The 13,146-nt window shown below is 60.6% G+C and carries 11 protein-coding genes; all 11 read right to left on the minus strand.

The window, feature by feature from the left end; all coding sequences use genetic code 11:
• Positions 1 to 36 precede the first annotated feature (36 nt).
• The 11 genes from murB to DW943_RS03445 all read right to left on the minus strand — a co-directional run bounded on the left by murB (position 37) and on the right by DW943_RS03445 (position 12,961).
• Positions 37 to 948, minus strand: coding sequence for a UDP-N-acetylmuramate dehydrogenase (gene murB, locus DW943_RS03395; RefSeq protein ID WP_117862189.1), 912 nt, complete (start codon positions 946 to 948; stop codon positions 37 to 39).
• 5 nt (positions 949 to 953) lie between these two features.
• The gene (gene murC / locus DW943_RS03400) at positions 954 to 2,372 is read right to left on the minus strand and encodes a UDP-N-acetylmuramate--L-alanine ligase (RefSeq protein WP_117862190.1); all 1,419 of its coding nucleotides are present in this window, start codon (positions 2,370 to 2,372) and stop codon (positions 954 to 956) included.
• Between the two features lie 97 nt (positions 2,373 to 2,469).
• Positions 2,470 to 3,585, minus strand: coding sequence for an undecaprenyldiphospho-muramoylpentapeptide beta-N-acetylglucosaminyltransferase (murG, locus tag DW943_RS03405; protein WP_117757002.1), 1,116 nt, complete (start codon positions 3,583 to 3,585; stop codon positions 2,470 to 2,472).
• The gene (gene ftsW / locus DW943_RS03410) at positions 3,575 to 5,068 is read right to left on the minus strand and encodes a putative lipid II flippase FtsW (protein ID WP_117862191.1); all 1,494 of its coding nucleotides are present in this window, start codon (positions 5,066 to 5,068) and stop codon (positions 3,575 to 3,577) included. Before ftsW ends, murG begins: the two co-directional genes overlap by 11 nt.
• Before the next feature lie 36 nt (positions 5,069 to 5,104).
• Positions 5,105 to 6,511 carry a UDP-N-acetylmuramoyl-L-alanine--D-glutamate ligase gene (gene murD / locus DW943_RS03415; protein ID WP_117862192.1) on the minus strand — a complete coding sequence of 469 codons (1,407 nt, stop codon included), beginning with the start codon at positions 6,509 to 6,511 and terminating at the stop codon, positions 5,105 to 5,107.
• Positions 6,512 to 6,520: 9 nt separating this feature from the next.
• Entirely contained in the window at positions 6,521 to 7,540 is a 1,020-nt protein-coding gene (mraY, locus tag DW943_RS03420) for a phospho-N-acetylmuramoyl-pentapeptide-transferase (RefSeq protein ID WP_089571579.1), read from the minus strand.
• Between the two features lie 3 nt (positions 7,541 to 7,543).
• On the minus strand, positions 7,544 to 8,968 hold the full coding sequence (gene murF / locus DW943_RS03425) for a UDP-N-acetylmuramoyl-tripeptide--D-alanyl-D-alanine ligase (protein WP_117862193.1): 1,425 nt from the start codon (positions 8,966 to 8,968) through the stop codon (positions 7,544 to 7,546).
• A 128-nt stretch (positions 8,969 to 9,096) separates the two neighbouring features.
• Entirely contained in the window at positions 9,097 to 10,797 is a 1,701-nt protein-coding gene (locus DW943_RS03430; RefSeq protein ID WP_370448067.1) for a peptidoglycan D,D-transpeptidase FtsI family protein, read from the minus strand.
• 182 nt (positions 10,798 to 10,979) lie between these two features.
• A complete protein-coding gene (locus DW943_RS03435; RefSeq protein WP_022094483.1) occupies positions 10,980 to 11,450 on the minus strand; it encodes a hypothetical protein in 471 nt (156 codons plus the stop codon).
• Between the two features lie 90 nt (positions 11,451 to 11,540).
• Positions 11,541 to 12,506 carry a 16S rRNA (cytosine(1402)-N(4))-methyltransferase RsmH gene (rsmH, locus tag DW943_RS03440; protein WP_117862194.1) on the minus strand — a complete coding sequence of 322 codons (966 nt, stop codon included), beginning with the start codon at positions 12,504 to 12,506 and terminating at the stop codon, positions 11,541 to 11,543.
• Between the two features lie 20 nt (positions 12,507 to 12,526).
• Positions 12,527 to 12,961, minus strand: coding sequence for a division/cell wall cluster transcriptional repressor MraZ (locus tag DW943_RS03445; RefSeq protein WP_006234269.1), 435 nt, complete (start codon positions 12,959 to 12,961; stop codon positions 12,527 to 12,529).
• Between the last annotated feature and the right edge of the window lie 185 nt (positions 12,962 to 13,146).

A 13,146-nucleotide genomic window follows, 5' to 3' on the forward strand; every position in this document is an offset into this window, starting at 1 on the left:
CGCCCTCCGGCGCGGCGGAAGGTGGGTTTCGATGCTCTAGAAGCCGAGGAATTTAACTTCCGGTCTGAGCTCGATGCCATACGCCTCCCTCACCTTTCCGTGCACATGTCTGATAACCGCGGCAACGTCATCGGCCGAGGCAGTTCCGTTATTAACGATAAAATTAGCGTGAACGGGCGAAACTTCCGCGCCGCCAATTGAAAAACCCTTTAATCCACAATCCTCGATAAGCTTGCCCACACTCGCATCGGGCGGGTTGCGAAAGACCGACCCGCCCGATGCGCGACCCATGGGCTGCGTACGCTTGCGCCTTGTAAGGTACCGCTCCATGCGCTCGCGAATGTCGGCCTTGGGCGCCGGTTTAAGCTTGAGCACGCACTCGAGGATGATCTCATTGCGGGGAAGGCTACATTCGCGGTAGCCCCAAGAGATCTCGGACCCCGCATAATGCTTGATACCGGATGCCGGGTCAAACGTTACGACATCCTCAACCAGCGAGCCAATCCACTCGGTCCGCGTGCCGGCATTCATAGATATCGCACCGCCGACCGAACCAGGAATGCCAACGGCAAACTCAAGGCCCGAGAGGCTACGCGACAGGGCATCGTTGACCAGGCGCGCAAACATCACGCCCGCACCGACCGTCAGCGTACAACCGTCATCGGCAACAACCGTGCGCTGGAACTCACGTCCGAGCGAAATGACGGCACCGCGATAACCGCCATCGGCAACCAGCAGATTGGAGCCCTTGCCGATGATGACCCACGGCACCTGCTCGCGATCGAGCACCGCCACGGCGCGGCGGAGGGCATGATAGCTATGGCACGTCACAAAGAGGTCGGCCTTGCCGCCGATACGATAGCTCGTATGACGCGCAAGGCGCTCGTCCTCGATCACATCCGTGTCGATCATGCCCGAGAGCGCCATGACGGCGTTAAACAGACCCATTAGACTTAAGCGTCTTTCTTGGCAGTCAGATACTCAATGAACTCGGGACCGACGGTCGTAACGTCGCCGGCACCCATGGTGAGCAGCAGGTCGCCCTCGCCCACCATCTGCTCGAGCTCCTGATTGAGCTCAAGACGGCTGGAGCAGTACACGACCTCCTTGCCAGGATGCTTGGCGCGCACGGTATCGGCGAGCATCTTAGAGGTGACACCCGGAATGGGCATCTCGCCAGCCGAGAACACATCGATCAGCAGCAGTTTATCGGCATTGGCAAATGCATCGGCAAAGTCGTCGCACAGGGCCTGCAGGCGCGAATAGCGGTGCGGCTGGAACACGACGTCGACGTGCTTGTAGCCCAGCGACGAAGCGGCGGCAAGCGTCGCCTTGATCTCGGTGGGGTGATGGCCGTAATCATCGACCACGGTGATGCCATCGATATCGCCCACGTGGGTAAAGCGACGGCGGACGCCCTCAAAGCTCGAGAGCGCCTTGGCGGCGGCGTCGATGTCAAGGCCCAGGACATGGGCGACGGTGAGCACGGCCGTGGCGTTGAGCATGTTGTGGCGACCGGGATTGCTCTTGATCTCCACAGCGTGCTCAGTGCCGTCCTCAAAGCGAACGATAAAGTCACTCTGGATGCCCTTGACATCCGGGTGCACGCAGACGATGTCGTTGCTCTCGGCAAAGCCGTAGGAAAGCACGTGACGGCCCGTCGACTTGGCGAGCTCGACCAGATGCGGGTCCTCGCCGCAGACGATGACGGTGCCGTCCTCGCCCACCAGGCTCATGAATTTGGCGAAAGTTGCCTCGATCTCCTCGATACCCGAGTAGTGATCGAGGTGGTCGGCCTCGACGTTGGTCACAATGACCACGTTGGGGTTCAGGAACAGGAAGGAGCTGTCGGACTCGTCGGCCTCGGCGACAAAGTAGTCGCCCGAGCCGTTCTTGCCGTTCGTGTCATAGCCCTCGACGATGCCGCCGATCAAGAAACTCGGATCCAGACCCATGCGGTCGAGCATGGTGGCGCACATCGAAGACGTGGTGGTCTTGCCATGCGTGCCGGCAACAGCGACGGTGGTGTAGCCGTGGCCCAAAGCAGAGAGCATCTTGGCACGGGGCCACACGGGAATACCAAGCTCGCGAGCGCGAACGAGCTCAGGGTTGGACTCCGGAATAGCGGTGGAGACAACAACCACGTCGGGCTTGACCTCGTCGATCGTGGCTGCCTCATGGCCCACGTGCACCTTCACACCAGCGCGGGTAAGCTGGCGGATATAACGTGACGTCTTAAGGTCGGAGCCGGTAACGGTATAACCGCGCTCGTGCAGGACGAGGGCGATGCCGCTCATGCCAGCGCCACCGATACCGATAAAGTGGGCGCTCTTGAACTCGGGCGCGGAGGTTGCAGTCTGGGAATCAGCCATGTGCTCGTGTACTCCTTGCGTAAACACTGCCTGTAACCCGTTAACTGTACCGCACCTACCGCATCAGCGCGAGGGCGACCGACGATATCCCGTCTAACTAACGCAAACCCTCTACCGCATCGGCCAGAAGAGCGGCGGCCCTATCCTGAGCCAGACCACGCGCCGCCTGACGCATGACGTCGCGCTCTGCCGCGTCATCGACCAGGTGCAGCAGCTCATCGGCAAAGGCAGAACCGTCGATATCGGCATCGGCACAGAGCACGCCGGCCCCGGCGTCGACCAGATAACGGGCATTGGTGGTTTGGTGGTCGGCCGTCGCATGCGGATACGGCACGAGTATCGAGGGCACGGCGAGCGCAGCGATCTCGGCCACGCTCGATGCACCCGAACGCGAGAGCACCAAATCGGCAGCAGCCAGCATATCGCCCATGTTGTCGATGTAAGGCTGGACGCGGTAACGCTTCGCCTCCTCGGGCGTCAGCGCCAAAGCGCGCTCGGTCTCCTCAAAGCCGTCGGCACCCGTCGAATGCAACACATAGAGGTTCTTGCGCGAAAGCAGCTCGTTTTTGAGCGAAACCGCGCGCTCGTTGAGGTGCTGGGCGCCAAGTGAACCGCCAAAGACGAGCAGCAGCGTAGCGTCCTCGGGAACGCCAAGTGCCTTGCGGCCGCGAGCGCGATCGCCCTCGATCACCGAGCGACGTACGGGGTTGCCGGTCATGAGCACGTGGTCAGGGTCACCTTCGCGCTCAAAGACCGAGCGCGCTGCCGGCACCGAGATACACACGCGAGCGGCGTGGGAGTTCATCATCTTGTTGGCCAGGCCCGGAACAGAGTTCTGCTCATGTAGCAGATACGGAACGCCTGCGCCCTTGCACCACCCCAGCAGCGGAACCTCGACATAGGCACCAAAACCGATGGCGGCATCGGGCTTGCCGACCTTTGAGAAATGACTGGCGAGCGCACGCTTGGCCTTGTTGACACGCCACAGCGAGGTCAGCGCCGTCCAAGGACGGGAGCGGTCGAAGCCCGTAACCGTAATGGGCACAAAATCAAACCCAGCCTCGGGGACCAGACGACCCTCGAGCTTGCGCGACTGGCCCACGAACACAACGTGGTGGCCACGGTCACGCAGCTCTTCGGCCAAGGCGAGCGCGGGGTTGATATGCCCTGCCGTGCCGCCGGCTGCAATAGCAACGGTCATCTTATCGGTCATGGTAGTCCCTTCGTACACGCGGTCCCTGGTCGTCGGTGCGCAAACGCGCCGACGGGTCCGAGTTCAAATCGATTCGATTATATCCGCCGCCCGCGCTGCGAGGGCTGGGGCGCTGCGGACGACCTTGCGGCGCCGTTCGCGAGCGTGGACGAGCTGCCGGCTCGGTCGCAGAGCCATCCAGAACGGTAAAGCCGCTACGCGAAGATCGCTCGCCGCGTACGTGGGGCACGCCGGCGGTGCTCTCGTCCATAACGGCAAAGCTCTCGCGGCGACGGTCGTACTCATCGCGACGGGCGCTCTCGTACGAAACGCGCAGGATCAGACCGGCAAGCATAAGCGACACAATAATCGACGAACCGCCGTAGCTAATAAACGGCAACGGTTTGCCCGTCATGGGAAACACGTTGAGGATGCCCAGCGCATTGATCAAAAACTGCACCGCGAGAATGACCGCGGAGCCAGACGCCATGAGCGCGCCCCGACGATCGGTCGCCTGCTCGGCAATGCGAAACGCCGAGTAGATCAGCATCGCAAACACCAAGAAGAACAGCACGGTTCCGACAAAGCCGACTTCCTCGCCAATGATGGCCAGGATGTAGTCATTGTGCGCCTCGGGCAGATACGAGTACTTCATGGTTGAGTTGCCGATGCCACGGCCGAACAGACCGCCCGAGGCAAAGGCCATGATGGCAAGCGTGGCCTGATAGCCGTCACCATACTCATCAGCCCAAGGGTTCAAGGCAACCTGAATACGCACCATACGGTACGGCTCTGCGACAAGTGCAATCACGATCACGAGAATGCCGAAGATTAGCACGCCGATGATAAATCTCGGGTCGAGACCCGCAAACAACGCCATGCACATGAGGGTCAACAGGATGATCAGGACAGTACCGAAATCGGGCTGGATAAAGATCAGAAAGAGCGAAATACCCAGGTAGATGCCCATCTTGCGAAGGAATTCGTTGATGTTGCCACCGGGCGAAAAGAAGCGATCAAGCATGATGGCCGAATACGCAATGGCAAATGGCTTTAAAAACTCGGAAGGCTGGAACTGAATACCGGCGATGTTGAGCCAGCGCGTGGCGCCACGGCTGCCGCTGCCCACCAAGAACACCAGAAACAGTAGCCCTATCATGCCGATAAGGAAGATCCTAAGCACATCCTCCCCAAACCAGCTGTCCGGCAAAACGCGCACGATGGCAATCAGCGCCAGAACACCAACCACGGCAAACGCGGCCTGTCGACCCAGGAAAAACGTCGCCGAGCCATTCTCGTGCAGCGCCTCGACCGAAGACGCCGAGTACACCATCAGCAGACCAAAGCACACCAAAGTAAACAGGCAGGCCATAAATATCAGACGGGGGCGCATGATGCGGGCGGGAACGCCGGCAATATAGCGTTCGCTAAACGACTGCCCGCCGCGACCGGAACGCGGTGTGCTGCGCCGCGAGGAAGCACGGTCCGAGTCGGGCCTCCTCATACCTTGTCGGGGGCTCTCCTCTCTCACCGGCAACCCCTATTCCATTTGCGATTTCGCTGCAGCGGCAAGCTGAGCCACGTAGTCCTTAAACACGCGGCCGCGCTCCTCATAGCCCGAGAACTCATCGAACGAAGAGCAGGCAGGAGAAAGTAAGATCACGTCGCCACGGCTCGACAGCGAACGGGCAACGTCCACGGCATCGCGTAGGTCATCCGCTTGGGCGATATCCACATCGCCATCGACATCGGCCTCGTCCATAGCGGCGGTAAAGCGCTCGCGCGCATCGCCAAAGCAGACGACCGAGCGCACGTTATCCATAACGACGCGCGCGAAGTCCGTGAGCGGCGTGCCCTTATCGTGGCCGCCGAGCAGCAAGATCACGTTGTCATCGGGAAATGCCGTCAGTGCCTTCTCGACCGCGTCGGTGTTGGTCGCCTTGGAATCGTTGACGTAGCGCACTCCGTCAATCTCGCCGCACGGCTCCACGCGGTGCTCGAGCGGCTGGAACGAGGCCAGACCGCGGCAGACACCATCGACATCGGCACCGACTGCCAGGGCAGCCGTGGCAGCGCACAGGGCATTGATAACATTGTGATGGCCCGAGATCTTGAGTTCGGACGTGGCGACAAGCTGAGTCTCGACGCCCTTCAGGCGCACGACCATTTTGCCGTCGCGCACAAAGGCGGCGTCTGCACCCTCGGGCTCGTCAAAAGCGACCTTGCAGATGCGACGACCCGGCGTGTAGATGTACTCATCGAACTCGTGAATGCCGGCGTCTTCGACGTCGACGACCACCAGATCGTCATCGACCATATTGTCAAACAGTTTGATCTTGGCAAGCGCATAGTTCTTATGGCTCTTATGCCAGCCCAAGTGGTCGGGAGTGATGTTGAGCAGCACCGCCACGCGAGGGTGGAGCTCGGTGGTCGTAGCAATCTGATAGCTCGAGAGCTCAGCCACAAACCACTCGTTGTGGGCTCGGCCGTCAATCTCGTTGATAGGCGGCTCGCCGATGTTGCCGACAGCTACACTGGCCTCACCGGAAGCCTTGAGCAGATAATCGATCAGCGACGTGGTGGTCGTCTTGCCGTTGGTGCCCGTGATGGCAATCCAGTTATCGGGCGACAGGCGATAGGCAAACTCGGGCTCACCCATAATCTGGGCGGCATGCTCGCGCCCGGCCTTAAAGAAGCCCGAGAACTCCGAGATGCCCGGGCACGTCACGCATACGTCATAGGCGCCCTCGACCTGTTCGGTCCCATAGACAAACGACGCACCGGCAGCCTCGAGCGCACGCGTGGCGTCATTGGGCTCAGAGGTGCCGCCGCCATACACGGTAACGGCGCTTACGCGCTCGGGATGTGCCAGCGCCCAGCGGGCGACATCGAGACCGGATTTGCCCTGACCCAAAACGAGCAGGCTAAAGACATCAGCAAGAGGCATGAAAGACCACTATCCCAACTGGAAGAACAGAGCAAGGCCAACGGCACCAAAGGCCGCAGCGATAATCCAAAAACGGATGACGACCTTGGTCTCGGCCCAGCCCTTCTTTTCGAAATGATGATGGATGGGCGCCATAAGGAAGACGCGCTTGTGCGTAAAATGGAAGTAGACAACCTGAATCATGACCGACAGGGTCTCAACGATAAACAGGCCGCCGATGATGAGGGAGACGACCTCGGTGTTGGTCATGATGGACGTGCAGGCGAACGCGGCGCCCAGAGCAAGCGAGCCGGTATCGCCCATAAAGATGCTCGCCGGATAGCAGTTGAACCACAGAAAGCCCAAGCAGGCACCGGCACACGCGGTACAGAAGATGGACAGGTTCACGTCTCCGTGCAAAAACGCCATGGCAGCCATGGCGAGCATGGCGATCATGGAGGTGCCGCCAGCAAGACCGTCAAGGCCATCGGTCAGGTTCACGGCATTAGAAAGACCGGCAATCATCAGCCAGCAAAAGACAATATAGAGCCACGGGAACGAATAGCCGCAGATGGTAGTCGAAAGCACGCCAAGGTCAATCGTCAACCCACCGGGAAAACGAATCTCGGGGGCGACGCCGCACCAGTTGACGGCAAGCACCGTAAAGGTGACACAGATAATGGTTAGGCCGATCATCTTGGCATGAGGCGTCAGACCGAGCGAGCGCCCATGCGTAACGGAGGTCAGGTCGTCGATCAGGCCCAGCACGCCGGTCGCCAGCGTGGCGAGCAGTACGAGTACGAGCTCGGTGGTGAGCTTGCCCATCAGCAGGCAGGTCAGCGAGATCGCGACGAGGATGACAACGCCACCCATGGTGGGCGTTCCCTGCTTAACCAAATGACGCTTGGGGCCGTCGGCACGAACCTGCTGGCCGATACCCTCGACCTTGAGCAGCTTGATCCACCACGGCATGAGCAGCAGCGCAATGGCTGCGGCGATGCCAAGCCCCAAAAAAGCCTGATACGTTGGATACGAGGGATTGCCGAACATGGGCTAGCACACACCTTCCACAAAGCGGTCGAGCTCAACAAAGCGGGAACCCTTGACCAGTACAACATCATGTTTTTCAAGCGCGCCGCCCATGCGGTCGAGCACCTGCTGATAATCGGAGAACACCTGGATGCGGTCCTCGTCCATGCCCATCATGCGTGCGGCATCGGCCATAAGCTGGGCCAGCTCACCACCCACGCACGCCAGCATGTCGAGCTTCTTGGCAGCGGCATAGGCGCCCACGAGCTCATGCATGCGAGGAGCCTCATCGCCCATCTCGCCCATCTCGCCCAGGATCGCCATGCGAGACCCCGTGCACGAAAGCGAGCACAGCAGGTCGAGACCGGCCGCCATCGATTCGGCGCTGGCGTTATAGGAGTCATCGATGACGCGGGCACCGCTCTTGGCGCGCTTGATCTCCTGGCGGTGACCGGTGATCGTGAGGCCCCTAAAGGCAGCATCGATCTGCTCGGGCGTCACGCCCAGGCGATAGGCAACCGCGGCGGCCTTAACGGCATTAGGAACGGACTGCACGCCGGGGATGGCAAGCATGGTATCGATCGTCTCGCCCTGGCCAAAATCGAGCGTAAAGACCGGACGGCCCTCGTCATCAACGCGAACGTCGCGGGCGCGGACCTCATCATCGTCAGAGACACCGGCCAGCATCACGTCGATACCAGCAGGCTGGGCGAACGTATCGCGAATGAACGGCGTAAAATCGTCCTCGCCGCCCAAAACCAGCAGCGGCAAATAGTCGCCGGCGGCGCACATGCCCTGGACAATCTCGGCCTTAGCGCGGGCGATGTTCTCGCAGCTGCCCAAAATGCCGATATGAGAGGTGCCGATCTTGCTCACGATGGCAAGGTTGGGATTGGCAGACAGAGACAGGCGCTCGATCTCGTGGAAATGGTTCATGCCCATCTCGAGCACCAGAACCTCGGTATCGGCCGGAGCGGAAAGCACCGTGAGCGGCATGCCGATCAGGTTATTGAAATTGCCCTTGGTGGCCCAGACACGATAGCGCTTGGCGAGCACAGCGGCGAGCACGTCCTTGGTCGTCGTCTTGCCGATGGAACCGGTAATGCCAACGACCAGGCAGCCAAGCTCCAGGCGATACGCGTGCGCCAAACGCAGCAGAAACTCCTCGGGATCATCGGTCAGCAAGATGGCACAGCCCTTGTCCTGCGCCAGCGAGACCAGCTCGGCCTCGGGCTCACGCGTCATCACGACGGCGCCGGCACCCGACTGGACGGCACGGGAAGCAAAATCATTGCCGTCGACGTTTTCACCGGGAAAGGCGACGAAAATCGTCCCTTCCTCGACCTGGCGCGAGTCGATAACGCACCCGCGGCATACCCGATCGACTTCTCCCGTCACGGTTCGGGCCCCTGTTGCGGCCGCGAGGTTGTTGACGGCGATCTCTATCATTGCAGCTCCCCTGTAAACCTAAATAATGCTATCGGCGTATTGTATCCCAGCGCCGCGCATGCGTGGTGCAGGGCATGTGAACACCCCTCATATGGGACAACAAACCACGCCCCAAAGATTGTAACCCCCTACTTCGTGTGTGGGATACCCAGCACGTCGAGCGCGTTGGCCATAATGGACTGGAACGGCACCGCAGCGGCATCTGAGCCGCTCGGCGTTCCGTCGAGCGTGATATAGCACAGCACCTTGGGCGATTGTGCCGGTGCAAAGCCCATAAAGGACGACATGTAGTTCTCCTTGAGGTAGCCGCCGTTCTCGTCGGCACGTTCGGCCGTACCGGTCTTACCCGCCACGTCATAGCCGTCAACCGCGCCGCCAACGCCCGTTCCCTCCGACACGACCGTCTGCATGCACGATGTCACCTGGGATGCGGCGTCCTCCGAAATCGCGCGCTCGCCTTCGCCCCAGTCCTTCTCGTCGCCTTTGCTGGACTTATAGAAGTGCGGGGTCATCATCACGCCGCCGTTGGCGATGCCGCCCACGGCACGTGCGATCTCAATCGGCGAGACAGACAGCGCCTGTCCAAAGCTCATCGAGCCCAGCGTGGCGCCGTCATACTGGTCACGCTCCTTGACGATGCCCAGGCTCTCGCCCGGAAAATCGACACCAGAGCTGTGACCGATGCCCCACTTGTCCACATAGGCGGCAAAGTCGTCGGCACCGATCTTGCGCCCCACCAGGACAAATCCCACGTTGGACGAACGGCGCATCATCTCGCGCACATCCATGGTCATGGCGTAGTCGCGCTTGTCGGCATCGGTGACGGTATCGTCGCCCACCTTGATGCTCGCCGGCACCTCAAACGACGTACTCGACCGCACGACACCCAAGTCGAAGCCGGCGCCCGCCACGAGCGTCTTAAAGACCGAGCCGGGCTCGTAGGCGTCGGTGACCAGGCGCAGGTTCATATCCTCGGTCTTGGCGTTTTCCAAATTGGTCTGGTCGTAGGTCGGATACGAGCAGGCTGCCAAGATCTCGCCTGTCGTAGGATCGGTGACCAGCGCCGAGCCGTTCTTGGCCTTTGTCTTCTCGACAGCCTCTGCCAGGGCATCCTCGGCCGCACGCTGGATATTGACGTCGAGCGTCGTCACGAGATCAACGCCGTCGACCGCAGCCACCTTTTTATAGGCACCGCCCGCGATATAGCTGCCGTCCCTCGCGCGCTCGCGTACGAGAGAACCGTTCGTGCCGGTCAGAAGCTTGTTGTATTGCTTTTCGAGACCCGTCAAGCCGTCGTTGTCTACATTCACTACACCCAGCACCTGCGATGCCAGATTGCCGTATGGATATACGCGCTTCATGGCCTGCTCAAAAAGCACGCCGGGCAGGTTCTTCTTCTCCAGCGCCGCAGCGTCGTCTTCGTCCACCTGGCGCTTGATATACACCCAGGTTCCATCGGACTCAACGAGCTTGCGGCAGGTCTTTTTATCGATTCCAGTTGCCTTGACCAGCGCCGACACCGTCTTGTCAACATCCTCGACAAGCTGGGGGTTCACGGCGATGTTGCGACATTCGACCGACGACGCCAGCACGTTACCGTTGCGGTCGTAGATGGTGCCACGTTTGGCATAGAGGATCTGCGCAAGCAGGCGGCGCGCATCGGCACGCTCGCGCAGTTTATCGGCTTCGACAATTTGATAGTCGGCAAGGCGAAAGACGCCCAAGCCCAAGCCAAGCCCAATGAAGCCCATGACGGCTTTGCGGCGAGGCAGAGGCGTGCCCGTGAGCCATTCGGTCGACGAACTCTTGCGCGACCTGGTGTTATGCACTTGAGGGCCGCCCGAGCCGCGAAGTCGCGACGCCGGGTCGTTGCCACGGGACTGCCCGGCGTTGTAAGATTGCCGACCCGTTCCTTGATAACCAGAACGTCCCCGCGACGAGGGACGTCCAGAACCGCGGCCCCCATCGGAACCGCGGCGATAGTCATTTGTCATACTCAGCTACCGTCTTGCTACTGAGCGGTCGCGGTCGCGTTGGCGCCCGCGGCTGCATCCTGCGAAAAGTCAAGTGTAACGCTCTCGCTGGGCTCCACCATGCCATAAGCGCCCGCAAGGTCGCGAATGCGCGTGTCGGCGCCATAGACCGAATGCATGACCTCCAGGTCGGAGCTCTCATCGGTCGCTTTTTCGAGCGTGTTGGTAAGCTCGGCGTTGCTGTTGAGCACCTGGGCCGTAACGCCGGCGAGCGCCACGCGGGCGACGCCGATCGTCATGAAGATAGCCGCAATGATGCAAAACGTTTTAAGAACGCTCATGAAAACCGGGCTTACCGCCTGGTTTGCCTGACGGCCCGCGCCCGTGTAGACATCAAAGCGCGGCGTGCGCTGCTCACGGGGAGCAACGGGGGCCTGCGGCGTCTCACGATAGGCGGGCATGGCGTTCATATCATAGGCGAGTGCTGCGCTTGAAGTGTTGTAGCCCATGATATGCCGCCTCCCATCCCGAGTACGTTGGTAGTGTGTTTAAGCTTCGTTTATGGTGCGAGCGGGAGGTCCAATATCGCGCGGTCGCGCCTACAGACGCTGCGCCACGCGGATTTTGGCTGATCTCGCCCGAGGGTTGCGCTCAACCTCATCAGGCTGGGCAACCAAGGGTTTGCGGGTGATGACCTTGAGTATCGGCACGTTGCCGCACACGCACACCGGAATCTCCGGCGGACACGTGCACCCCTGGCTCATCTCCTTAAAGTGATTCTTTACGATACGGTCCTCAAGCGAGTGATACGAGATGACGCAGATACGTCCGCCCGGATTGAGCCACCTGGTGGCGGCATCAAGCCCTCGTTCGAGCACATCGAGCTCGTGATTGACCTCGATGCGAATGGCCTGGAAACTTCTCTTGGCCGGGTGTCCGCCATGCCGACGAGCGGCAGCCGGGATACCCGCCTTGATGATCTCGACAAATTGGCCGGTGGTTTCGATCGGTTCTTGCTCGCGGCGGCGCACGATCTCGCGCGCGATCTGCGAGGCGAACTTCTCTTCGCCGTAGACGCGTAGAATCCGGGCGAGGTCGTGTTCGTTATAGGTGTTGATGACCTCAGCTGCGTTTAAGGTGTTATTACCCGGATCCATCCGCATGTCCAATGGGGCGTCCTCGTTATACGAAAAGCCCCTGCCAGGGATATCGAGTTGCGGTGACGAAACGCCCAAATCGAACAGGAAGCCATCGACCCCGGGCACCTCGGCCGAGCAAAGCAGCTCGTCCAAGTCGCCGAAGTTGCCCTTCAGCAGCTGGTGCGGAACGCCGGGAACCTCGCGGTCCAGACGGGCGCCAGCGGCCTCGAGGGCCATGTCGTCCTGATCGACGCCGAGCAAAAGGCCCGTCTCCCCCACCTGCGCGGCCATCTTTACCGAATGGCCGGCACCGCCAAGGGTGCAATCGCAGACAACGGAGCCGCTCTTTAGCCGCAGCGATTCAAGTACTTCGCCGAGCATGACAGGTTCATGCCGATATTCTTGTGTCAAGATCCCACGCTCCATCCGTTACCCGTGCCTTGCCCTTACGAGAAGAAGAGGTCCAGCAGGGCCTCATCGTCATCGTCCTCATCGGCCGCGGCGCGATCCCAAACCTCAAGGTGGTCGTAGTTGCCCACAACCGTGACCTCGCGGTCGAGGTTCGCCTGCTTGCGGAGAGACTCGGAAAGACCGATACGACCGGCGCTGTCCACGTCCATCGACGTGGTGCGCTTGTTGATCGCCCTCATGAGCTTCTGGTCATTAATGTCACGCGGGTTAAAACCCTCGTGGCCCTCACGACCCGCGAAGAGTCCTTCGACCCACTTATCGAAGGCCTCGGCAGAGAACACGTACAGAGCATCGACATCCAGGGCTTTGAACACGCGAACGTGCTCTCCAAGCTCCTCGCGAAGGGGTGCAGGCAGGGACAGACGACCTTTTGCATCGAGATTGCGCTCGTATGCACCAGTCATTCCCATGTGCGCCCTCCCCTCGGTTACTCAGATGGCACGTACGCGGGGAACCACCCCGCCTGTCGACGTCATTAATAATATGGGGAACCGCCCCATTTTTCAACACCTTTCCCCACCCCTTCCCCCACCCCGCCCCACCACTCCACCCACCATATATTGCAAAACACCCCCAATCATATGTTCGAAAACAC

It is taken from the genome of Collinsella sp. AM44-11, assembly GCF_003467145.1.
GTDB lineage: Bacteria > Actinomycetota > Coriobacteriia > Coriobacteriales > Coriobacteriaceae > Collinsella.

Bases quoted from the DNA above. Each gene is read 5' to 3' on its own strand.
- murD (WP_117862192.1), bottom strand. From the start codon at position 6,511: ATGCCTCTTGCTGATGTCTTTAGCCTGCTCGTTTTGGGTCAGGGCAAA.
- DW943_RS03435 (WP_022094483.1), bottom strand. From the start codon at position 11,450: ATGGGCTACAACACTTCAAGCGCAGCACTCGCCTATGATATGAACGCC.
- murG (WP_117757002.1), bottom strand. From the start codon at position 3,585: ATGACCGATAAGATGACCGTTGCTATTGCAGCCGGCGGCACGGCAGGG.
- rsmH (WP_117862194.1), bottom strand. From the start codon at position 12,506: ATGGAGCGTGGGATCTTGACACAAGAATATCGGCATGAACCTGTCATG.
- ftsW (WP_117862191.1), bottom strand. From the start codon at position 5,068: ATGAGGAGGCCCGACTCGGACCGTGCTTCCTCGCGGCGCAGCACACCG.
- murF (WP_117862193.1), bottom strand. From the start codon at position 8,968: ATGATAGAGATCGCCGTCAACAACCTCGCGGCCGCAACAGGGGCCCGA.
- murB (WP_117862189.1), bottom strand. From the start codon at position 948: ATGGGTCTGTTTAACGCCGTCATGGCGCTCTCGGGCATGATCGACACG.
- murC (WP_117862190.1), bottom strand. From the start codon at position 2,372: ATGGCTGATTCCCAGACTGCAACCTCCGCGCCCGAGTTCAAGAGCGCC.
- DW943_RS03445 (WP_006234269.1), bottom strand. From the start codon at position 12,961: ATGGGAATGACTGGTGCATACGAGCGCAATCTCGATGCAAAAGGTCGT.
- mraY (WP_089571579.1), bottom strand. From the start codon at position 7,540: ATGTTCGGCAATCCCTCGTATCCAACGTATCAGGCTTTTTTGGGGCTT.